This is a genomic window from Sphingobacterium sp. JB170 (genome assembly GCF_900163865.1).
Classification (GTDB): Bacteria; Bacteroidota; Bacteroidia; order Sphingobacteriales; family Sphingobacteriaceae; genus Sphingobacterium.
Genome location: NZ_FUKU01000026.1, coordinates 557,341 through 580,383 on the forward strand (window position 1 = coordinate 557,341; position 23,043 = coordinate 580,383).

Genomic DNA, 23,043 nt, shown 5'->3' on the forward strand with positions numbered 1-23,043 from the left:
TAATTTTTGCGGATATAGCCACGAAACTATGCAGGAATAATCAATCTGGCATCCTGAGGTATCCTGCAGGCAATTGCTCCCCGGTATGCAAAAAGACTAAACCGATGGGCGTAATATAGTGTAAAATGGAACCTCAAGCTTTATTTTGAGATTATCCGAAATAGCGGCGGCAGCAAACTCACCCATCAACTTGAAATCCGTCGACACGGTAGTGATCCCGTTGAGAATAAACTTTTTCAAAGGTGTCTCATTATAGGATATCACCCCTACTTGACGTCCAACTTCGAGCCCCTTGGCACTCACTTTATCGAGCAAATAAACAAGATCGTCTTCTACGAGATTTAAATAACAGGTGCCCTCTTTGATATGTTCGCTTCTAAGCGAGTCCACTAATGAGTGTTCAAAAGCATAGTCTTGACAAAACTTGTAAAACCCTTTAATGATGGCTCTTGGGTAATCGCTATGGTCCGGGAATACCAATTTCATCCGGCCATATTTTGAAAGCGGAACCCGTATACTCGAAAGGGCTTCATAGATATCCTTTTCACAGTTTTCATACACCCCGGAAACGGAACCGTTGAGCCCCTCCACGGCATGACCTAATAGCAGCAGTTTGCCCTGCGGTATCAGCTGCAGTACCTCGACCGCTTTATCACGGCCGTCCTTGAAATACGGAAAGACAACATAGTTATCATAATTGCGCGAAAGCCCTTGAATCAAGGTGCGCAAGTAATTGATATCACTGTTGTACACAAATAAATCGATAGACGCCTGCGCACCGAGCTCTTCGGCGAGGGCATCGTATACAATTTTTTTATGGGCACTTAGTTTATTTAAAAATACCGCAATACGTAGCGTAAAAGTTCGTTCGCTTGCCACAAAATAACCTTTACCCGGTGAGGAAGCAATGATTTCTTCGTTACGTAATTTTCTGTACCCTTTCTCAACCGTATCTCTGGCGATCTGTAGCTGATAACTTAAGTCATTTATGGAGGGTAGTGGGTCGCCAACGACAACGATTTTACTTTTTATCGCCTCGATAATTGCTTCAGCCAGTTGTATATATTTAGGCGTCGCAGAAAAATCATTTATTCGAATTGAGCGTATTAAGTCCGCGTTGACGACGCTTCGCGGGCTCGACGGGAGTATTAAAGTTTCCATAGGAATTGGATTTATATATCAGTTAATCAAAGCTAACGGAGATTACATGTCGTTACCCCGTAAAATTGACTCAAAATCCCCATAATATTGATTCATCCAAGAGGTTTCTAGCGCTACGTAACGCGCTCATGATATTCTATATACTTTTTCGTATTTTTAGCCCATACAATTTAACTTGTCGTGATACCTTTTATAAATAGATCCCTAAATTTGGTCCTATACACCTTTATGCTTGTCAGCATTTGGGGTCTACCTAACATGGCATATGGACAATTTTTACAGTTAAAATTCGACCATATCACCGCCGGCAACGGACTCCCTCACAGTACAATTCACGGCATCGCTAAAGACAAATATGGGTTCATGTGGTTTGGAACTTGGTCCGGGCTATGCCGATATGACGGCTATAACTTACGGATATACCGATACGACAATCAAAACCCAAAAAGTATCGTAAATAATAGAATACACAACATCCTACTCGACCAAAAGGGTGATCTATGGATATCTACTTTCGATGAAGACTTCATCTGCCGGTACAATTACACAACGGATGATTTCGACCGGATCGCACTACAGACTTTACCGATCGATTTCAAAACGAATATCAACCGACGCTCACATAAGCTCAGCATCAATTTTTCTTACAATCAAACCCGGTGGCACCTAGATGAGGCAACCACCTCGGTCGTGGAAACCTTTTTACCCACAGGTCAAGAAAAATTTTATCATGCCACGGCGAGCGAACCGTGGGGGCTCAATGACGGCTATATTAGTGATATTTTTCTCGACGATGAGCATGTGCTGTGGTTAGGGACCTACGGAAATGGCATCAACCGCAGCTACCTAGATGCTACCCCTTTTCACAACATATATCGTCATCCTGGAAGAAACAACACCCTGATCGAGAATACCATACGTTCCCTTACAAAAGACAAGTTGGGAAACTTGTGGTTGGGAACGAGAAGCAAAGGACTCAACCTAATTACTTCGGACGGGACCTATCATCAATTTCAACATAACCCTAATGACATCCATTCCATACAGAACAACTACATAAAAAAAGTATTTAGCGACTCTGACGGCTTAATTTGGATCGGCAGTCAAACGGGCGTCGACTATTACGACCCTGCAGACAATAGCATACACCGCATTGATGATCCATCGATCTTCAACACCGCGGTATTCAGCATCATGGAGGATGAAGACACAAACCTCTGGTTTGGTACCTGGAACGGACTGTATAAATATACCCGTCAGAGCGGCCAGCTTCAACTCCTTTCAACAGACACTCCTCTGTCCAATACGCATGTCTGGACCGTAATCCAGGATAGCAAAAAACAATTCTGGGTTGGCACCGAAGGCGGCGGAATTGTTGTACTGGGCGAACAAGGGGCAGGCAAACTTAAAACACTAAACCGCTTTCAACATCAGCCCGACGGTACCGGACCACTAAGCGACAACCGTATCTATAGCATACTTGAGGACACCGAACACCGTATTTGGATCGGTACGGGAAATGGATTAGACCTTTACCAGCCTAACACCGAAACGATAAAACACCTCTCCCGTGTATCGAGCCAATGGCCAAAAGGTACCATTGCCGGCATTCTCGAAGATGAGCAGGGCTATATTTGGGTGAGCCACAAGCAGGGCATTTCCAGGGTCGATAAAAAGGACTTCTCTATACGTACTTTCACTAAACAAGACGGGCTGTTGAACAGTGAATTCATTGAGGGATCCCTTTTTAAATCAGCGGGTGAGAATAGATTGTATTTCGGAGGAAACCAAGGGGTTACTCATTTTTCTCCAGACAGTATCAAAACGAACACCAGACCGCCAAAAATTGTATTCACCGAATTAAGGATTTTAAACGAGTCGGTCGAAGTAAATCAACAGGTTAACGGCCGCGTAGTACTGCACGAACCCTTGTACCTGCAGAAGGAGCTTAGCCTTAACCACCGCGACAAAGCGATAAGCATCGAGTTTGCAGGGCTACATTTTGCAAATCCCGGAGGAAACAAATACGCCTATATGTTGGAAGGTTTTGATCAAGATTGGATATATACCGGGGCGACAAAACGGGTAGCGAGCTATTCGAATTTAGCCCCGGGAGCCTATACATTTAAAGTTCGTGCGAGTAATAGCGATGGAATTTGGACACGTCAACCGGCGGAACTACAAATCCAGGTCGCTCCGGCTATCTGGGCGAGTGGTCCAGCTTATGCATTATATTCATTGATAGGCATTGCGATGCTGTATGCTTTCTATTACTATATCAAGCGCTACACTAGGCTGAAGTCACGACTAAATTACGAGGCGTTACTTCATGCGAAAGAAAAACAACTTCACGACAGTAAAGTACAGTTCTTCACCAATATATCCCACGAAATTAAAACGCCGCTTTCCTTAATCCTTTCTCCTATCCAGCAACTCAAGGATTGGTATCAGAAAATTCCCGAAGCCCAAGAACAGCTCCTAACCATGGAGAAAAACGGTACTAGATTATTAAAAACGGTAAACCAGTTATTAGATATACGTCGTTTTGAGAATGGAAAAGAGACGTTCCACGGTGAACACTTCGATCTTACTGCCCTGGCTAGGAAAGTATTAAACTCCTTTGATCAGGAAGCAAAGCGAAAAAACATCCGTCTTAAACTCGCTGTCAGACCGCCTACGTTGTTCATCTTTGCTGATGCGGACAAACTCGAGAAAGTTTTATACAACCTACTCTCAAACGCATTTAAATATACCCAGGACGGAATAATAAAACTACGCATCAGAGCACGGCAGTCTCAAATCCAGTTGGACGTGATCGATAATGGTATTGGGATCGATAGCGAAGATCTCAATTTGATTTTCAAACCATTTTTACAAGGTAAAACGCCCGTCCCTGGCGGATCGGGTCTAGGGCTAACCTACAGTCAATCCTTAATGGAAATGCATGGCGGGTCCCTTACCGTCCAAAGTCGGCGTGGCACAAAAGGTCGTAACCTAACGATTTTCACCGCCCTAACACCGATAGTAGGAAATGCAACACTGCCAGGAAAACCATCTGACGACGCAACATCCCAAGAGACTGCATATCTACCTATTACAGCATCCTCAGTCGCGCTATCGCAGGCTCGTACAAGCACGTTGCTACTCGTAGAAGACAATCAAGAGATGCGGGAGTATCTGACAAACTTTTTCAAAAAGGAGTACACAGTTATCCAAGCACCGGATGGTCTGCAAGGAATAGAGCTCGCACGTAAACATTTGCCCGATCTTGTCATTAGCGATGTAATGATGCCCAAGTTAGACGGGATCAACTTCGTACGGCACATCAAAAACAATATATTCTTGTGTCATATTCCGGTGATCCTATTAACCGCACGCACGCTAGTTGAATATGAGATTGAAGGACTCCAAACCGGTGCCGATGATTATGTCGTCAAACCGTTCCATCTCCCCATTCTCGCCCTTAAGGTCCGTAACCAGCTCGCACTCCGGTTACGTATGCAAGAGAGATTCAAACAGCAAATCGCACTACACCCGAGCAAACAAGAGGTGCAGTCTGCTGACGAAATACTGCTAAAAAAAGTGATGCATTATGTAGAAAATCACCTCGCAGACTCCGATCTAAAGATTGACAAAATATGCGATTCAATCGGCTTAAGTCGCGCCCAACTCTACCGAAAGATGAAAGCTTTAACAGGCTATTCCATGAGTGACTTTATCAAAGAGGTACGTTTCGGCCGCGCTGCCCAACTCCTGCGCGAGCAAAAACTAACCGTAAGCGAAATCGCTTATATGGTAGGCTTCAATGATCCAGAGTATTTTAGAAAGAGTTTTAAACTAAAATTCGGCGTGTCTCCTACCACATTCGCCCGCCAGCAGCATAAAGGAACCACACATTTCAGTTAATTCATAGGCAATAAACGCGGCATGCAGCTAGCATGCAATCATCGCTCGGTCGCATGCGCACACCGTCGCGTATACGGAAATAGCATTTTCCGCCATTATCGCACACAAAACTTCATCACACACCACTATATATTAGCACTTTGTAAGAAACCCCAGCACTCCAAGGATTTTTACCGACTGTATTTTCGTATCGATATATTTCACCGAAACATTATTCCCCTTCACCGAAAAAAAAACTGCACTGATCTATTTGCTATTCCCCAATATCCATTCGTGCTGTAGTTTTGATGTATCAATTAACAGAAAAATTTAAGCAATACTACCATGAAAAGAAAGATCACATTCATTATCGCTGCAGTAATCATGATTGCCGCAGCCCAAACTAAGGCAATTACAATTGTAAACCCATTAAAAAATTTCAAGACGCTACAAATCGTCCAAACTTACCTCGAAGCGTCCACAATGGGAAACACCAAATTCAATAACTTCTTGTTTAGCAAAGACTTCCAGTTTACAAACTCCGCCGCACAAAAAACATACAGCAAGTCAGAATATTTAAAGTACTTAAGCAACATGAAAAACTTACAGCTTAACAGTACTAACAGCTATGAAATTTTAGATGAAACCGAACAAGCATGCGTCGCGAAAGTCACAATGAATTTCGCTAATTTCTCGCGCGTAGACTACATCACATTATGTCGCCAGGAGAATGGGTGGAAAATAACTAAAGTAGTATCTACCTACCCGGAAACCTAAATTCACCCGCAATAATTCATTAAGCCTGCCAATGGGCAGGCTTTTTCCATTCATTTTGAAACGTTTTTTCTGGAAGGAGATAAGCCTACCATCGATAATTTTCTTAAATTCGCAAAAAAGACTGGTTAATCGTGGGTATAAAAGAAATTCTCGAACAATACACGCAAAGTGAACAAGTAAACGCTTTGGCTCAAGCTCTTCAACGCAAAAATCCTAAAATTCATCTTAAAGGCTTAATTGGTTCGAGCGATGCAATGGTTGCAGCAGCTGCATATACCATGCTTGAGCGTCCTTTTATATTTATTTTTCCAACACACGAACAAGCTTCTTACTTTCTGAGCGACCTCGAAAGTATCCTGGATAAACAAATTTTATTTTTTCCTGCCTCCTACCGTAAGGCTTTTGAATTTACGCAAATTGATTCCACCCACGTATTGCAGCGTGCAGAAACGCTCAATGCGCTAAACCGTACATCGGATCTACCTAAAATGGTCGTAACGTATCCAGAGGCAATTGCAGAAAAGGTAATAAACCGCGGCGATCTCGAGAAAAATACACTACCTATTACGCAAGACACGAAGCTCAGTATCGAGTTCATAAATGAATTTCTTTATGAATATGACTTCGAACGTGTCGATTTTGTTTATCGCCCGGGGCAGTTTGCTATCCGTGGCGGCATTGTGGATATTTTCTCCTTTTCCAATGACCTCCCTTATCGCGTTGAGTTTTTTGGTGATGAAATCGAAAGTATACGCACCTTCGACATTGAAACACAACTCTCCGTTAACAAAATGCATACGGTGACCATTATCCCCAATGTACAAGCTAAATTTCTGAGCAACAACCACATATCACTACTAGAATATACAGATAAAGACTCCATTATATGGCATAAAGACGTACAATTTACGCTTGATGTGATCAAAGATGGTTACAAACAGGCCTCCACAGTTTGGAATGCATTAGATGAAAAAGAAATCAAGGCCAATGCCGAATGGGTGGATCCACGCTTAACCTTCACTGCCGAGCGAATGCTCAGTGAAATTATGTTCGATTTTCCAAATGTCGAGTTCGGTAAACAATTTTTCTACAAAGCAGATGCCGACTTCAGCTTCGACACACACCCCCAACCATCATTCAATAAAGATTTCAATCTACTTATTCATAATTTTAATGAAAACATTAGTCGAGGCATCCACAATTTCATATTCTCCGACTCTCCAAAGCAGATTGAGCGGATATACAGTATTTTGGATGACATCGATAAGTCCGTTACCTTCACACCGATTCACCATGCACTACGTGAGGGCTTTCGTGACGACTCTTTAAAATATGCATGTTATACCGATCACCAAATATTCGACCGTTATTATAAATATAAACGTAAAAAAGGTTATGAACGTTCGCAGGCTATTACCCTCAAAGATCTCCGCGAACTAAAACCAGGAGATTATATCACCCATATAGACCACGGGGTGGGAAAATATGCCGGTCTGGAGAAAGTTGAAGTAAATGGAAAAACCCAGGAGATGATTCGACTGGTGTATGCCGATAGCGATTTACTTTACGTTAATATCAACTCGTTAAACCGCATTTCTAAATACTCGGGTAAAGAAGGCGCAATACCTAAAATGAATAAATTAGGCACCGACACCTGGGAAAAGCTCAAACGTACCACCAAAAAGAAAGTCAAGGATATTGCGCGCGATTTGATTAAGCTATACGCTCAACGTAAAGCCCAAACCGGAAATGCTTTTAGTCCCGACAGCTATCTTCAAAATGAACTCGAAGCCTCCTTCATCTATGAAGATACGCCGGATCAAGAAAAAGCCACCAATGACGTTAAACGCGATATGGAGTCGCCTCATCCAATGGACCGATTAGTATGTGGTGACGTTGGTTTTGGGAAAACAGAAGTCGCTATCCGCGCGGCATTCAAAGCAGTAGCAGACAGCAAACAGGTCGCAGTCTTGGTGCCGACAACGATTTTAGCACTGCAACACTTTCGTACGTTCAGTGAACGTCTGAAAGGACTGCCCGCCAATATTGATTATATCAATCGTTTTAAATCCTCCAAGCAGATAAAAGAGACATTAAAAAAACTAGAAGAAGGGAAGGTAGATATCATTATCGGTACCCACCGTCTGGTGAGTAAGGATGTTAAGTTTAAAGATCTGGGATTAATGATTATCGACGAAGAACAGAAATTCGGTGTATCGGTCAAAGAGAAGCTAAAAGTAATGCGCGCTAATGTCGATTCATTAACGCTAACAGCGACACCTATCCCCCGTACGTTACATTTTTCATTAATGGGTGCTCGTGATTTGAGCATAATCTCTACCCCCCCACCCAACAGGCAGCCTGTACAAACTGAGCTTCACGTATTCAATGAGACATTAATACAAGAAGCCGTATCCTTCGAACTCGAGCGTGGTGGTCAAGTATTTCTCATTCACAACAGGGTAGCAGACTTGAAGCAACTCGGAGGTATGATTGCAAAACTTGTCCCGAGTGCACGTGTCGGAATAGCGCACGGGCAACTAGAAGGTGACGAGCTCGAAGATGTGATGTTAAAATTCATCAACCATGAATTCGATGTTCTTGTCGCAACCACAATCATCGAGGCAGGACTCGATATTCCAAATGCCAACACGATAATTATCAATCATGCGCATATGTTTGGCTTGAGTGACTTACATCAGATGCGTGGCCGAGTGGGTCGCTCTAACAAGAAAGCGTTTTGTTACCTTTTGAGTCCTCCACTATCTACTTTAACAAACGAGGCGTACAAAAGGCTGTCAGCTCTTGAGGAGTTCTCCGAACTGGGATCCGGATTTAATGTAGCAATGCGCGATCTTGATATTCGCGGATCAGGAAATCTTTTGGGCGCCGAACAATCCGGTTTTATTGCAGAAATTGGTTTCGAAATGTATAATAAAATTCTCGACGAAGCTGTACAAGAGCTTAAAGACGATGAATTTAGTACGCTGTTTACTGAGGACTCAAACCGTAAATATGTCACCTTTACCCAAATTGACACAGATTTAGAAGTAATGATTCCCGATGAGTACGTTACAAATATTGGGGAACGATATAATTTATACAATGAAATTGCTAAGCTGGAAAACGAAGAGCAATTAGTGAGTTTTGAAAAGGAACTCCAGGACCGTTTCGGTCCTATACCGCCCCCCGTCTATGAGTTATTTAGTACGCTTCGATTACAATGGTATGGCAAACAGATTGGTTTTGAGAAGATTTCCTACAAGAAAAATATGCTTCGGGGTTATTTCATTAATAATGCGAAATCAAGCTACTTCGAGTCAGATCAATTTGGCAATGTATTAGCATTTGTACAAAAGCATCCGACAATTTCGAATTTAAAAGAAGTGAAAGGTCAGCTACGATTGGCCTTAAGTAATGTGAGCAGCATACGCTATGCCTTAACACTGCTTCAGGAGATGGTTTAATCAGAAACACAGACATAATATCTATTAAATCAGTAGTTTTTTTTATTTACCTTTAGTAAACAGAAACAAATTATGGCAAAACTTGAAACAAAATTGATTCACGAAGGTGAAGAACATAACACCACGAAGTCCGTTGTTAGCCCCATATACCAAACTTCAACTTATTTTGTCAGCGAGGATATCGCCGAATTTGCGCATTCAACCTCGACCGTAAAATTTCCAGAATTCTATCACCGTCACGGTAACCCAACTAGTAGCCAAGCAGCGGCCGTCATTGCCAGTCTTGAAAAAACGGAAGATGCGCTGATCCTCGCTACTGGAATGGCCGCAATAAGTACAGCGATTCTGGCAGCCGTAAAATCGGGCGACCACATAATCGCTCAGCACACTCATTACGCTGCTTCGCGTACTTTCCTTCTGGATTTCCTTAGCGATTACGGCGTCGAAGTCACGCTAGTGGATCAAATCGATAACGAGGCGTTTGCAAGCGCTGTCAAAGGGAACACCAAACTAATTTATATTGAGACCCCTTCCAATCCGAACTTAGAGATAACTGACCTCGAATATATAGGCAAATTAGGCAAGGATAAAGGAATCCTCACGATGATTGACAATACATTTGCCTCTCCGATAAATCAAGTACCAGCCGAATATGGAATAGACGTTGTGGTCCATAGTGCAACCAAATATCTCGGTGGGCATAGTGACCTTACCGCTGGCGCTGTTTGCGGGAGTAAGGAGATGATTGCTAAAGTATGGAAACGTTCGTTACTCTTAGGCGCATCGTTAAGTCCATTTGACTCCTGGTTATTATTGCGTGGATTAAAGACATTGGCCTTACGCGTACGTCAGATAAATGAAAATGCCCTTGCCCTTGCCCAGTGGTTAGAAAAGCAACCCCAAATTAGTAAGGTCGGTTATACGGGTCTTGAAAGTCATCCACAACACCAACTAGCTAAAAAGCAGATGAAAGGATATACGGGAATGCTAGTCATCGAAATTGAAGGGAATGATGCGTTTGGCAAGGCACAAACAATCCTCAATAGCCTTGAAGTCTTTGCCAATGCGGTAAGTTTAGGTGGCGTTGAGTCATTAATTGCGCATCCAGCAAGCATGTGGAGTTCCAGTAACGAAGAACAAAAGAAAAAATCAGGTATCACAGATGGCACTTTACGTCTCTCTGTCGGAATTGAGCATATCGAGGATCTAATCGCAGACTTCAGCCAAGCACTTGCAAAAATTTAAGCACAGAGCATTAGTTAAAGGTCACCTCTTGCTGGCACGGCCGATGTGGTAACCGCTGAAGCGGATTTTTGAAGTTCCTTTTAATCGTATAAGAAAAACTCCTGCACAGGAGCTTTTCTTTACGAAATACGAAAATCTTTACTTTTACATGAGGGAAGTTCCATCCGAAGGGACAACGTTAATAGCTGTGAGATCAAGCTCAAACTTATTTTTATAAACAGGTGTTATACGTTCGATAAGCAGGTCCACGAAGGACGTTTTCACCAGATTGATGGTACAACCGCCGAAGCCTCCGCCCATCATCCGTGCACCGAGTACCTCTGGGAACTGTTTTACATATTCAACCAGAAAATCCAGCTCATCACAACTAACTTCATACTCTTGACTTAGCCCCATATGCGCCTTAAACATTTCTTGACCTAAGGTTTCCAGATCGCCAGCTTCTAACGCATTACATGCCGCATTTAGACGCTCGTTCTCTTGAACAACAAACCGGCACTTGATATACATGTCTTGATCGACAGGTTTGACAAATTCATCAAGCATCTCGACAGAAACGTCGCGAAGACTGTTTACCTGTGGATGATGCTCCTTCACAATTGCAACGCCCTTCTCGCACGATGCTCTCCGATCATTGTATGCGCTAGAAGCAAGAGAGTGTTTCACATTGGTGTTTAACAACAATATGGCATATTCGCCCAGCTCAAGTGGCTTGTAGTCAAACGAAAGATCCCTACAGTCGAGTTTAATAACGTGATTTGCTTTGCTCATCACCGATGCAAATTGGTCCATGATACCGCAGTTCACACCTGCAAATGTATGTTCTGCTAGTTGACCAATCTTTGCGAGTTCCATGCGTTCAATCTGGAGGTCAAATAATACATTTAACGCGAATCCAGTCGCACATTCTAAAGCGGCGGAAGATGACAAGCCCGCCCCCAAAGGAACATCACCGTTGACATATAGATTAAACCCTCCAACGGGCAGCCTTCTTTCCACAAGCTGATTAACCACACCCAAGATATAGTTCGGCCAGCCTTGCTCTACCGGTTGAATAGCATCTAGGGCAACTTCAAACGACGCCTGAAAATCTTCCGCATATAGTTCTATAAGATTATCTTCCCGCTTTGAAACCGCTACATAAATAGCTTTATCAATTGCTGTTGGCAGAACAAAGCCTTCATTATAATCCGTATGTTCGCCTATAATATTTATCCGTCCGGGGGATCGAACAATATGTGCGGGGTTCGTGTGAAATAATGTTGTAAATCGTTCTTCTATCTGTTGCTTAGCGATCATTTTTTTATTTCTGTTTGTAATGTATGGTCGATTGTTCTCGTAACGTGTTAGCTGCCTGTTCTGGCGTTATATCACGTTGTGGTGTGGCTAGCATTTCGTAACCCACCATAAACTTCTTCACAGTCGCTGACCGTAAAAGTGGCGGGTAAAAGTGCATATGCCAATGCCATGCTGGGCTATCACCGGAATTCACTGGAGCTTGGTGCATTCCAGCAGAATATGGGAATGAAGTCTCAAAAATATTATCGTAACGCACGGTCAGTTCCTGGATCGTGCGCGCTAGATCTTTTTTCTCCGCCTTTGAAAATTCACCAATATTTTGCACCGCGCGCTTACTGATGATCATTGTCTCATAGGGCCACGCAGCCCAAAATGGGATAAGCGCTACAAAATACTCATTGTCAACGATGATCCGCTCTTTCTTTTTCAGCTCCAAACTAAGGTAATCCGAAAGGAGGCTTCGGCCGTACTTATCAAAATATTCCTGTTGCTGCTTGGTTTCCTTTTCAATTTCGACCGGAATAGAACTCTGTGCCCAGATTTGACCATGGGGGTGCGGATTGCTACACCCCATGATTGCGCCTTTGTTTTCGAAAATCTGAATATATTTAATCCAGTCTTTACTAGCGAGTTCTTCAAATTCCTTTTGCCAAAGATCTACCACCGCTTTTATTTCATTGGAACTCATTTGTGGTAAGGTGAGATCATGGCGCGGAGAAAATGAGATTACTTTACATATTCCTCTTTCGGATTCCGCAACCAAAAGACCACCTTCATCGTAGTTTTCTTCGGGTGTATCTTTCAATAAAGCAGAAAAGTCATTCACGAATACAAAACTATCTTTATAATCAGGGTTTTGAGTACCGTCGGCACGCATATTACCTGGACACAAATAACATTTCGAATCATAAGAAGGTCGATCATCCGGTGCTAAATCCTCAAGCTGTCCTTGCCAAGGTCTCTTGCTGCGGTGGGGTGAAACTAATATATATTCACCGGTCAACAGATTCTTTCGTTTATGGGGTTGTTCTGAGAAATCTAACATGTAATATTTTTTTAAATATCCATTTTTTAAAAGTTAAAAACAAAAAAAGCCTATAAAATTTATAGGCTTATACTTTACCGTGCAGCTTCAATTAACCCGTTATGGGCCTTTCACCTTTAATGAGTTCGAAAATTGTTATTTCGGGCAAAATACCCACTCGTCCAGGGTAGCCTAGAAAGCCGTACCCAACATTGACGTATAGTTGTTGCGCTTTCTCTTGATATAGACCAGCCCATTCATTATATACGTACTTTGCAGGACTCCATTGAAAATGTTCTCCACGCACGCCGAACTGCATGCCATGTGTATGTCCAGCGAACATCACATCGACATCTGTATCGAGCACTTGTGCGCGCCAATGCGACGGATCATGGGATAGCAATAATTTAACTGGAGACTCTTCAGTCCCCCTAAGCGCTCGGTTCAGGTCTCCTTTTTTTGGAAATCTCCCCGTTCCCCAATTCTCGACTCCAACAATGGATATTTTCTGGCCATCAACAATCAGGTCACGATTTTCATCTAGCAGTAAGTCCCAGCCCATAGCTTTGTGCGTCTGTTTAACATCCACTAAATTCTTACGCTTGGCTGACGAATCTTCACGTCCATAATAGTAATCGCCATAGTCGTGATTCCCCAACACCGAGTAAACGCCAAGATCGGCCTTTACTTTTGAAAAAATATCTTGGTAATCACGCATCTCAGAGGCTACGTTGTTTACTAAATCACCTGTAAAAAAGATTGTATCAGCCTTTTCATTCAAAAGCATCTCCACGCCACCAAGAACCGCCTTTTTGTTGTAAAAAGAACCAGAATGCACATCGGATATCTGTCCAATACGCATCCCATGAAATGCCGCGGGCAGATTCGGTAAATATAGCTTCTGCCGTCGCACTTTATAATCGTACCCTCCAGAGATCATTCCCCATGAAAGCGGAAATATCGGTAAAGAAGCGATAACTATTCCGGATTTTGTCAGAAATTCGGAACGCGTAATACCATTCTGTGATTTTTCTGGAAGAGGCTCACTTAATTCTTCGACGCGTTCGGATATTGTCTCGTTTCTGCGCGGTGAGAAAAGTCGCGTAACCCAAACCCCACCCCGTCGCAAATCATCCACTAATAATATAACGATGAACAAAAATTTACTGACCGCAGTCATGAAGAAAGCCACAAGGATTATCGAGCGGTACATCAACGGAATATTAAATTTAGCCGAAATGAATACCCCCAACAATAATCCGATTGAATACCCCCACCATAAAATCGAAAACCATTTCTTTTTTACGACCTTAATTTTCGTTGCCCGTAAGGCAAAAAAGATGTAGATATCAAAAATAAGAAGTAGTATCGCATTAAAAATTAACATATAAATATTTTTAGTCTAGTGCAAGTCTCCTCAGCACCTCAATCCACTCTGGATCATCGTTTAAACTCTCAACCATTGTCACTTGTTCCCCACCTGCAGCCTTGAACTCATCGGCATACTCCACTTGTATCTCATCGAGCGTTTCAATACAGTCCGACACAAAAGCGGGACTGAATACTAAAAGCTTCTTTACACCTTTTTGTGCGAGTTGATGGAGTGTATCGGACGTATAGGGTTGTATCCAGGGCGTTTTACCTAAGCGCGATTGAAAACACACACTGTATCGACTTTCAGAGAGCCCGAGCTTTTCTGCTATTGCACGGGTGGTGGCGTAGCATTGGGATAAGTAGCAAAAACTATTTTTCTCCACCTTACATCTGTCACATCCGGAATCGGGGCAGCGAAGTTGTCCACTCGGGTCAACCTTTCCCAATTGGCGTACCGGCAAACCGTGATAGCTAAACAGAATATGATCAAATTCTTCAAGCTTATTTTTCGAAGCGTGCCGCGCATAGATCCCACACATTTGCGGATCATCGCAATAATTACTCACGAATGAAAGCGTTGGAAAATATTGCCATTTTCGCATGATTTCCATTACTTTATCAATAATGGATCCTGTTGTAGCCGAGGCATACTGCGGAAAAAGAGGTATGACGCGAATTGAATCGAGCATCATTTCTTCAAGGTTTTTAAGAGCAGATTCAATCGATGGATTTTGATAACGCATCGCTAATTCGATGTGATAATCATCTCCGAGCTCCTTCTGTAATAAATCTCGCTGTATTTCGCTGTAATATAACAACGGAGATCCGGTCTTCGCATCCCAGATCGTTTTATAAGTTGCCGCCGAGCGCGGCGCACGTTTTGGTACGATTAACCCTTTCACTAGTAAAGATCGCCCCAAATAAGAAATATCCATAACTCGCGGGTCCATGAGGAACTCCGTCAAATACCTACGAACCTCGGGGGTAGTCGGGGCATTAGGAGTACCTAATTGTACTAATAACACACCTTTCGTTGCACGCTTACTCATTAAAGCAAAAATAGTTATAATTTATGCGACCAAGGTCCAAGTTATAGAAAATGAGAATATCATGACGCTTAAAACAGCTCTAAAGCCTGTTTGACATCTTTCATCAACCACATTGGCGTAGAGGTCGCGCCACAGATACCAATGGAATCGCCATCATTAAACATCGTTGGGTCAAGCTCCTGAGGACCGGAGATGAAAAAACTATTTTCGTTCGCCAATTTACATACGTCGAATAGCACCTTCCCATTTGATGACTTTTTACCAGAAACAAACACAACCTTATCATAACCGCGGGCGAAATCACCTAAGTCTTCATACCGATTCGATACTTGGCGGCAAATCGTGTCATTGGCCTTTACGTCGTAACCACGGTTTAATAGTTCCTCTTTGATCGCATAAAATTTATCGACACTTTTTGTAGTCTGACTATATAAAGTAAACGAATCCGGTAGATCCACCTCGTCAAGTTCAGCAATATCTTGAAACACTAAAGCCTCGTTATTGGTCTGCCCTTGTAAGCCAACAACTTCGGCATGTCCATGCTTACCAAAAATTAAGATTTTTTCGTGGGAATCAAAAGATGTCTTTATTCGATTTTGTAGCTTCAGAACTACCGGGCAGGAGGCATCGATGAGTGTTATATCATTTTCTAACGCCGTTCGATAGGTTTCTGGCGCTTCGCCATGTGCACGAATTAGCACCTTTTCGTTCTTTAGATCTTTAAGATTTTCGTGCTCGATGATTCGCAGCCCTTTGTTTTTCAAACGAGCAACCTCCTCATCATTATGTACTATATCACCTAGGCAGTACAGGTATCCGTCTTCCTCTAGGATTTCTTCCGCCATATCAATTGCGTATACTACCCCAAAACAAAAGCCCGAATCCTTATCTATCGTTACTTGAAGATCTTTAGCCATAACACAAAGTTACGCATTCAAGGGTAATTTATCATGAAAATGGAGACAACTTTAATCATCTACTAAAAATGATTTTATTAACTTTGCACAAACAATTAAAACGATGGCTACAAACAGAACTTTTACAATGGTTAAGCCCGATGCCGTAGCAAATGGCCATATCGGTGCTATTTTAAATGACATTAACGCTGGTGGATTCAAAATTATCGCAATGAAATATATCCAGCTTTCAAAGGAAACTGCTGGCGCATTTTATGCCGTACACAAGGAAAGACCTTTCTATAATGATTTAGTTAGCTTCATGTCCTCTGGCCCAATTGTCGCTGCCATCTTAGAAAAAGATAATGCTGTTGAAGACTTCCGCACATTAATCGGCGCTACAGACCCAAGTAAAGCTGAACCGGGAACGATCCGAAATAAATATGCAAACTCAATCGAAGCCAATGCTGTTCATGGATCTGATTCTGATGACAATGCAGAAATTGAGGGTAATTTCTACTTTTCACAATTCGAACGATTCTAATCGGCCACATAAATTAAACACAAAGGAGGCGTTTTTTGAAAACGGCCTCCTTTGTGTTTTTTAGAATGTTCTTTTTAATAAATATTCATTCTCTTTCTGCGTCATAAGCTCCTTATCTTCTTTGTTTTTATCATAATACCCACATAAGTGAAGAACTCCGTGTATGATAACACGATGTAGCTCGTCCTTTTGCGACACGTTGAATTTTTGGGCATTCTCGATCACCCTTTCAACAGAAATAAAGATATCACCTTCGATAATATCTTCCTCTTCCGAGGAATCAAAAGTAACGATATCCGTATACGTGTCGTGGTCGAGATACTCTTGATTAATACTCAAAAGATACTCATCAGAACAGAGTATAAAACTAAGTTCCCCAACACGTCGAAACCCCTCCGCCTTAATGGTATCGAAAATCCATTGACGAATCTTTTGCTTGTCTTTTATAGTATAGGAAATCTCTTCATTGAAAAAAACAATATCTCTTAACGCCATTTTATTATTGTATTCTAGTTTCTAAATAGGTTTGCAAAATGATAGTCGCTGAAACAGTGTCAATAAGTCCCTTTTGTTGACGCTTACCTTTTTTCATCCCGCTTTGTGCAATTACATTGGACGCCATTTTTGAAGTAAAGCGCTCGTCAATTTCAACGACATTGATAGCTGGATGAGTCCTTTTTAATCGACGAACAAACCCCACCACATACTGCGCCGACTCCGATGCCGTACCATCCATTTGCAAGGGCTTCCCCACCACAAACGTTTCAACGTCTTCCTGCTCCAAATAGGTCATCAAAAAATCCCAAATTTTTTCAGGATGAACCGTTGTCAACGAAGTAGCAATAATTTGCATCGGGTCTGTGACCGCAATTCCAATACGCTTGGTGCCATAATCAAAAGCCATTATCCGCATAAAACAATTTTTATACAAAAGTACAATTCATTTAGGATGTTCTACGAAACCCCGCTGAAATAAAAAATCTATATCTTTGCTATACTAATTTAATATGCATGAAATACGCATCTATTATTTTGACGCTACTGCTCGCTGCTGTACAAACTGGCTTTGCGCAAGATGACCATAATGAAATAGAAGTATTCCGAGAAAATCAACGTCGTTCGCTAGAAAAAAGCGCGGGCGGTCCAATTGCAACGGAAAATATCCGATTTGTAAATTATTTCTCATTCGATCCAGAGTTCGATGTTGAAGCAACGGTCGAATTTCTATACGAGGAACCAACTATTCGTTTGCCGACTTCTGATGGAACCAGTAAAGTGTTTAAACGATTTGCATTGTTACATTTTAGTCTTCAGGGAAATGATTTAAGCCTGCCGGTATACGAAAATGCGAGTCTTTTCCAAACGAAGATGCAAGCTAATTACCTATTTTTCCCGATTATGGATCTTACCACCGGTGACAGCACTTACGAGAGCGGGCGTTATATTGATTTAAAACGTCAAGATATTAAGAATGGAAAAGTGCGTATTGACTTCAACAAAGCGTATAACCCTTATTGTGCATATAGCAATGGTTATCGTTGCCCCCAACCACCCAAAGAAAATTTCATTAACATTGCCATTCCTGTAGGCGAAAAGAAATATACAGGCCCAAAAAACCATCGAGAAGAAAAACCCATTATGGCTAAAGATTTTACTGCTAGAGAAAAAAAAATCATACTATCTGGTGAACCTGATGAAAAAATGTACGTGTTACAAACGACATTAGAAAAAGATTCTATCATTTTACGGACCCAATCGGATGACATCAAATTTGATAGCCCACTCCTTGAACATCTGACCAAAAGGATGTACGCAACAGTCACCGACCCCGAACATCCGGGCGTAGGAATTGCGGCTCCACAGGTTGGCATTAATAAAAACATTATATGTGTGCAGCGTTTTGACAAAAACGAAAACGACTTTAATTATTACATCAATCCTAAAATCGTATGGCGTTCCGCTTTGATGCGTAAGGGAGTAGAAGGTTGCCTTTCAATTCCTGATATGCGAGAGGACGTTTTAAGAAACTACGCAATCATTTTACAATATGTAGACCATCAGTCAGGAAATAAAGTAGAAGAAATTATCGAGGGGTATTCCGCAGTCATTTTTCAACACGAGGTGGACCATCTATATGGTATTCTATTTCCTGACCGCCTAGAAGAACAACAACGGGCCGAAGATGCGACCGTCGAATTAAATGAACAAATAGAATTTTGGATTAAAAAAAATACAATTTTACCATAATACGAAAATTGAAAAGTCCATCAATGGTAAAAATATGATGGACTTTTGAACCAATAGAAAAACAGGCTTTTACCGCGCAACGACCTTGATTTCGTAGAGTTTATCCCACTGCTTACCTGTAACATATAGATTTTTTGTTGCTGAGTTAAAAGCAATTCCATTTAACTCTTTATCTGTTTGACTTGGTGCACTGTGCAACCCTACTAAATTGATTTGTCCCTCGACAACACCACTTTGCGGATCGATTATGGCAATTACATCTTTGCCGTAAATATTTGCATAAACTTTACCTTCTATAAACTCAAGTTCATTGATTGCATCTACTGGACCATGGCTATCGTATACCGTTATTGCATGTGCTTCTTGAAACGTCTTTGGGTTCAAAAAGGTCAACTTGTTGGATCCGTCTGATTTAATCAGAAATTCTCCCGCGTTACAGATACCCCAACCTTCATTACTGTTTTGATAACTAAAAGCTCCGACCTGCTCAAAATTGGACTTATTCAATAAAAGCCCCTCTTTATTAAGCCACATCAAAAACACAATCTTATCTTCCACAATAGTAATCCCCTCTCCAAAATAATCCTGACCATTGTCGCTTTTACCTACAAACTCCTTTTTTTGAAGTATTTCCCCTGACTTTACATCAACTTTACGTATCGATGAAATTAACTCATTACCCGCGCCAGTAGATTCATAGAGTATCCCATCATGATACTCTAGACCTTGGGTAAATGCTTTAGTATCGTGTGGATATGAAGCTACCTTTTCAAAAGTATATTGTTTAGGTGTCTCTGGCAGCACGGTCACATTACTATATGCCGTAGATTCCTTACCACTTACGTATACTTTCGCTACTAAGTTACGTGTACCTATACCTATATTTTGAGTATCTAAAACGACGGTCGAAGTATCCTGTTTTCGTCCTATCACCTCCCCATCTACTGAATAGATCACCGAATCTAGGGTTGTGTCGGGAAACTGCATTTTTAACGAAATCTTCTCGCCGTAAACAATAGTCTGGCCAGACTGCGGCGTTACAAACTCAAACTTTTCCTTTTGTGACTTACAGCCAACCACGAAAACTACGGATAAGGCAACAACGCCCAATATATTATAAAATTTCATTTGTATATAATTTCGAACTCTATGGACAATCACTCCTTTATGATTCGCCCATTATTATTGTTCAGCAAAGCAATTTAAGGAAATATTTTCAGAGAAAAAGGTTAAAATAAGTTAGTTTTCCCATTAGGCTTCTATCGCCAAGTAGTTGTTCCGCTATCTTATAACTATATTTCCTAAAAAATTAGCCAAAATCTTTTCTGCCTCTTTCAATTTTTGATATTTCGAGAGTAAAATCTCTAAATCATCAGCTTTAGTCTCGATCTTAAGCTCCTCTCGAATTCTATGTATCTCTCGCTCCACCTTTCTCTTCTTTATTCGATAGATAGCCTGGATACTGAGTTCTTGCAGATGTTCCCGTTCCTCACGCACATAGATTTTACGCTTGTCGTCGTTCCAATTCGGACTCAACTGATAAGGACTAGTTACGCAGTTGATGGCTATATCCTGGACATCCTTGTCTTGATGAGAAAAGAAAAATTTAGCTTCAGGAATTTCATATTCCTCTGCCCTTTTTTTAAATACATCGATGATAAAGGCGCTTGGTCGATCTTCAAAAGTAACGTCTTCCAGGGCGTTTAGTATATATGGAGCCACTGGAACATCACCCTCTCCCTCCCACGTTGCAAGTTCGGCACCATAAATTAATAAAATACGGACAATTTCTCGCTCTTGTAGTATCTCCGGCGTAATTACCTTGCTAGGTTCAACCCCGGGCGCCCCTAGTTCTGCTCGCTCACGATCGGTCAAAAAGAAATCCGCAGGCGGCATTTCGCTAGAGCCGACACCAGCAGGAAAATTAATGTGTGAATTTGTTCGTTCTACTTGTTGAGCACTTTTCTTATCATTCGCTTTATTACGCTGAATACGCATTTTATTCAGTTCGGTAAGTAGCACCCGCTCTTCGATATCCAATAACGTTGAACATTGTTTTATAAAAACAGCAACTTTTATCTCATCTGGAATCAACGATATACTTTGCACCACTTCACGAATAACTTCGGCTCGTTTGATCGGGTCTCCACCAGTATCTTTTAGCAGTATATTCGTCTTATAAAAGATAAAATCTTCTTGATTGGAATCAACATAGCTTTTAAATTCTGACGAGCCATATTTCTGTACATAAGAATCCGGGTCATTCCCATCGGGGAACAAGAGTACTTTAACATTCAGCCCTTCCTCAAGAAGCATGTCTGTCCCCCTTAAAGATGCTTTGATTCCGGCCGCATCCCCATCATAAAGGATCACCACATTCTTTGTAAACCTGGAAATAAGATGAATCTGGCCTGAAGTGAGTGAAGTACCCGAGGAAGAAACGACATTCTCAACACCTGCTTGATGCACCGAAATAACATCGGCATACCCTTCAACCAAATAGCAAATGTCATTATCTATGATCGCTTTCTTAGCGAAATTCAATCCATATAAAACATCGGACTTATGATAAATATCACTCTCTGGCGAGTTAACGTACTTAGGAACAGACTTCTCTGTTTTCAAAGTACGCCCACCAAATCCAATAACACGGCCCGTAAGATTATGAATAGGAAAGATTACCCGACCACGAAAACGGTCATAAACGTTTCCATCATCCCGTTGAATTGACAAGCCAATATTCGTCAAATAATCCTTATGGAAACCTTCCGCAACAGCCGCGTCCGACAATGCCGTCCATTGGTCAGGCGAATATCCAAGCTCAAACTTTTTGATAATGTCTTCACGATACCCCCGTTCCTTGAAATACGATAAACCGATCGTTTGGCCCGATACTGATGTCCATAGTTGGTCTTTAAAATACTTCCCGGCCCACTTACTCAGTACATATAAACTTTCGCGTTTATCTTGTGCGGCCAATTGTGCGGGCGAGCGTTTTACCTCCTCAATGGGTACAGCGTATTTATCGGCTAGGTATCGAATTGCTTCTGGGTAGGAATATTTCTCAAGTTCCATAACAAACTTTAGCGAATCGCCCCCCACCCCACACCCAAAGCACTTATATATACCTTTGGCAACAGAAACGTGAAAAGACGGTGTCTTTTCATTATGAAATGGACAATTCCCGATCAACGAGGTGCCGCGCTTTTTCAAATCAACGAAATCGCCGACCACTTCCTCTATTCGTGCTACCTCTAAAACCTTTTCAATGGTCTCCTTGGCTATCATCTTCTATTATTATCGTTGTTAAAACATTCATAGGCTTCATGAACAGACACGAAGTTAATCGAATCTATGGAAAATCCAAACAAATACCGCTCTTACTCAATTACCGATCGTGGAGAAACAGAAGTAAACGGAGCAATTGTAGATTCATCCAAAATCACTGAGCCCGCACCAATTTCAACACCCTTGCCGATAAGGACATTCGCTCCAACAACAACATTGGCGCCAATATTAACAAAGTCTTCAACAATCGTATTGCTGTGTACCACGACACCAGCATCTATTAACACTTGCTTACCGATTTGAACGTCTGCAGAGATTACTGCATTTGCAAACACAATGGTGCCATCGTCAACTTCTGCATACTTAGAGATTACAGCGCATGGGTCAAGCAGCGTACAATAACTTAAGGAGGATCGTTCCTCATACATCCGTTGCCGAAGTTCTGCATTACGTATTGCTAAAAAATAAGAGTAATCCGACATTGGAACATGATTCAGTTCTACTGGGTAATTAAATATCGATTCGAGTAACAAAGATTTATCTACACAGCCCTTCAGTTTAACGCCCAATCGTTCGGCAAGATCAACCGCCATTTTCGCATGCGCCGTAGCGCCATAAACGTATACCTCCATAGGACAAATGTAAACAAAATGCAATTGTTTGCTGGTTGTTAAAAGGAGATTTGAAAATTCTACTAGAAAAAAGAGGGCATAAAAAAGCCCCTCCAATTACTGAAGGGGCATTCTATAAAATTAGGCACCGACCTACTCTCCCACCTGTTACGGCA

General features: G+C 41.7%; 17 protein-coding genes. 6 read left to right on the top strand and 11 right to left on the bottom strand.

The genetic code is table 11. The features are described from left to right. Nucleotides 1-96: 96 nt before the first annotated feature. Nucleotides 97-1,161, bottom strand: coding sequence for a GntR family transcriptional regulator (locus FM107_RS07870; RefSeq protein ID WP_086947934.1), 1,065 nt, complete (start codon nt 1,159-1,161; stop codon nt 97-99). A gap of 258 nt (nt 1,162-1,419) precedes the next feature. Here FM107_RS07870 and FM107_RS07875 point away from each other — a divergent pair, with 258 nt between their 5' ends. The 4 genes from FM107_RS07875 to FM107_RS07890 all read left to right on the top strand — a co-directional run bounded on the left by FM107_RS07875 (nt 1,420) and on the right by FM107_RS07890 (nt 10,535). Next, nucleotides 1,420-5,067 carry a hybrid sensor histidine kinase/response regulator transcription factor gene (locus FM107_RS07875; protein WP_179204427.1) on the top strand — a complete coding sequence of 1,216 codons (3,648 nt, stop codon included), beginning with the start codon at nt 1,420-1,422 and terminating at the stop codon, nt 5,065-5,067. A gap of 324 nt (nt 5,068-5,391) precedes the next feature. Then, nucleotides 5,392-5,823: a nuclear transport factor 2 family protein gene (locus FM107_RS07880; protein WP_086947936.1), complete on the top strand. Its 432-nt coding sequence runs from the start codon at nt 5,392-5,394 to the stop codon at nt 5,821-5,823. 131 nt (nt 5,824-5,954) lie between these two features. After that, nucleotides 5,955-9,290: a transcription-repair coupling factor gene (gene mfd / locus FM107_RS07885; RefSeq protein WP_086947937.1), complete on the top strand. Its 3,336-nt coding sequence runs from the start codon at nt 5,955-5,957 to the stop codon at nt 9,288-9,290. Nucleotides 9,291-9,362: 72 nt separating this feature from the next. Further along, nucleotides 9,363-10,535, top strand: coding sequence for a PLP-dependent aspartate aminotransferase family protein (locus FM107_RS07890; RefSeq protein WP_086947938.1), 1,173 nt, complete (start codon nt 9,363-9,365; stop codon nt 10,533-10,535). Nucleotides 10,536-10,679: 144 nt separating this feature from the next. Here FM107_RS07890 and FM107_RS07895 read toward each other — a convergent pair whose 3' ends face one another. The 5 genes from FM107_RS07895 to FM107_RS07915 all read right to left on the bottom strand — a co-directional run bounded on the left by FM107_RS07895 (nt 10,680) and on the right by FM107_RS07915 (nt 16,198). Beyond that, nucleotides 10,680-11,834 (bottom strand): galactokinase, encoded by a 1,155-nt coding sequence (locus tag FM107_RS07895; protein WP_086947939.1) that lies wholly within the window; start codon nt 11,832-11,834, stop codon nt 10,680-10,682. Between the two features lie 4 nt (nt 11,835-11,838). Then, the gene (locus FM107_RS07900) at nt 11,839-12,879 is read right to left on the bottom strand and encodes a UDP-glucose--hexose-1-phosphate uridylyltransferase (RefSeq protein WP_086947940.1); all 1,041 of its coding nucleotides are present in this window, start codon (nt 12,877-12,879) and stop codon (nt 11,839-11,841) included. 91 nt (nt 12,880-12,970) lie between these two features. Continuing rightward, nucleotides 12,971-14,245, bottom strand: a complete 1,275-nt coding sequence (locus FM107_RS07905; RefSeq protein WP_086947941.1) for a metallophosphoesterase — start codon at nt 14,243-14,245, stop codon at nt 12,971-12,973. A gap of 10 nt (nt 14,246-14,255) precedes the next feature. Further along, nucleotides 14,256-15,281, bottom strand: coding sequence for a ferrochelatase (gene hemH / locus FM107_RS07910; RefSeq protein ID WP_086947942.1), 1,026 nt, complete (start codon nt 15,279-15,281; stop codon nt 14,256-14,258). 68 nt (nt 15,282-15,349) lie between these two features. Next, nucleotides 15,350-16,198, bottom strand: a complete 849-nt coding sequence (locus FM107_RS07915; protein ID WP_086947943.1) for a 4-hydroxy-3-methylbut-2-enyl diphosphate reductase — start codon at nt 16,196-16,198, stop codon at nt 15,350-15,352. Between the two features lie 103 nt (nt 16,199-16,301). Here FM107_RS07915 and FM107_RS07920 point away from each other — a divergent pair, with 103 nt between their 5' ends. Beyond that, nucleotides 16,302-16,721 (top strand): nucleoside-diphosphate kinase, encoded by a 420-nt coding sequence (locus tag FM107_RS07920; RefSeq protein WP_086947944.1) that lies wholly within the window; start codon nt 16,302-16,304, stop codon nt 16,719-16,721. Nucleotides 16,722-16,781: 60 nt separating this feature from the next. Here FM107_RS07920 and ybeY read toward each other — a convergent pair whose 3' ends face one another. Both ybeY and ruvX read right to left on the bottom strand, forming a co-directional pair. Further along, nucleotides 16,782-17,216 (bottom strand): rRNA maturation RNase YbeY, encoded by a 435-nt coding sequence (gene ybeY, locus FM107_RS07925; RefSeq protein WP_086947945.1) that lies wholly within the window; start codon nt 17,214-17,216, stop codon nt 16,782-16,784. Between the two features lie 4 nt (nt 17,217-17,220). After that, entirely contained in the window at nt 17,221-17,634 is a 414-nt protein-coding gene (gene ruvX, locus FM107_RS07930) for a Holliday junction resolvase RuvX (protein ID WP_086947946.1), read from the bottom strand. Between the two features lie 98 nt (nt 17,635-17,732). Here ruvX and def point away from each other — a divergent pair, with 98 nt between their 5' ends. Beyond that, complete coding sequence (def, locus tag FM107_RS07935; protein WP_086947947.1) at nt 17,733-18,968, top strand: peptide deformylase; 1,236 nt, start codon at nt 17,733-17,735, stop codon at nt 18,966-18,968. A gap of 69 nt (nt 18,969-19,037) precedes the next feature. On the opposite strand, the gene FM107_RS07940 is transcribed toward def, so the two are convergent. The 3 genes from FM107_RS07940 to FM107_RS07950 all read right to left on the bottom strand — a co-directional run bounded on the left by FM107_RS07940 (nt 19,038) and on the right by FM107_RS07950 (nt 22,888). Continuing rightward, nucleotides 19,038-20,096 (bottom strand): glutaminyl-peptide cyclotransferase, encoded by a 1,059-nt coding sequence (locus FM107_RS07940; protein WP_086947948.1) that lies wholly within the window; start codon nt 20,094-20,096, stop codon nt 19,038-19,040. A 153-nt stretch (nt 20,097-20,249) separates the two neighbouring features. Continuing rightward, nucleotides 20,250-22,256: a DNA primase gene (gene dnaG / locus FM107_RS07945; RefSeq protein WP_086947949.1), complete on the bottom strand. Its 2,007-nt coding sequence runs from the start codon at nt 22,254-22,256 to the stop codon at nt 20,250-20,252. Nucleotides 22,257-22,348: 92 nt separating this feature from the next. After that, entirely contained in the window at nt 22,349-22,888 is a 540-nt protein-coding gene (locus FM107_RS07950; RefSeq protein ID WP_086947950.1) for a hypothetical protein, read from the bottom strand. Nucleotides 22,889-23,043: the final 155 nt, after the last annotated feature.

Excerpts from the sequence above, each read along its gene's own strand:
- FM107_RS07870 (WP_086947934.1), bottom strand. The coding sequence starts at position 1,161 with ATGGAAACTTTAATACTCCCGTCGAGCCCGCGAAGCGTCGTCAACGCG.
- FM107_RS07875 (WP_179204427.1), top strand. The coding sequence starts at position 1,420 with ATGGCATATGGACAATTTTTACAGTTAAAATTCGACCATATCACCGCC.
- FM107_RS07880 (WP_086947936.1), top strand. The coding sequence starts at position 5,392 with ATGAAAAGAAAGATCACATTCATTATCGCTGCAGTAATCATGATTGCC.
- FM107_RS07890 (WP_086947938.1), top strand. The coding sequence starts at position 9,363 with ATGGCAAAACTTGAAACAAAATTGATTCACGAAGGTGAAGAACATAAC.
- FM107_RS07895 (WP_086947939.1), bottom strand. The coding sequence starts at position 11,834 with ATGATCGCTAAGCAACAGATAGAAGAACGATTTACAACATTATTTCAC.
- FM107_RS07900 (WP_086947940.1), bottom strand. The coding sequence starts at position 12,879 with ATGTTAGATTTCTCAGAACAACCCCATAAACGAAAGAATCTGTTGACC.
- FM107_RS07905 (WP_086947941.1), bottom strand. The coding sequence starts at position 14,245 with ATGTTAATTTTTAATGCGATACTACTTCTTATTTTTGATATCTACATC.
- hemH (WP_086947942.1), bottom strand. The coding sequence starts at position 15,281 with ATGAGTAAGCGTGCAACGAAAGGTGTGTTATTAGTACAATTAGGTACT.
- FM107_RS07915 (WP_086947943.1), bottom strand. The coding sequence starts at position 16,198 with ATGGCTAAAGATCTTCAAGTAACGATAGATAAGGATTCGGGCTTTTGT.
- FM107_RS07920 (WP_086947944.1), top strand. The coding sequence starts at position 16,302 with ATGGCTACAAACAGAACTTTTACAATGGTTAAGCCCGATGCCGTAGCA.
- ybeY (WP_086947945.1), bottom strand. The coding sequence starts at position 17,216 with ATGGCGTTAAGAGATATTGTTTTTTTCAATGAAGAGATTTCCTATACT.
- ruvX (WP_086947946.1), bottom strand. The coding sequence starts at position 17,634 with ATGCGGATAATGGCTTTTGATTATGGCACCAAGCGTATTGGAATTGCG.
- def (WP_086947947.1), top strand. The coding sequence starts at position 17,733 with ATGAAATACGCATCTATTATTTTGACGCTACTGCTCGCTGCTGTACAA.
- FM107_RS07940 (WP_086947948.1), bottom strand. The coding sequence starts at position 20,096 with ATGAAATTTTATAATATATTGGGCGTTGTTGCCTTATCCGTAGTTTTC.
- dnaG (WP_086947949.1), bottom strand. The coding sequence starts at position 22,256 with ATGATAGCCAAGGAGACCATTGAAAAGGTTTTAGAGGTAGCACGAATA.
- FM107_RS07950 (WP_086947950.1), bottom strand. The coding sequence starts at position 22,888 with ATGGAGGTATACGTTTATGGCGCTACGGCGCATGCGAAAATGGCGGTT.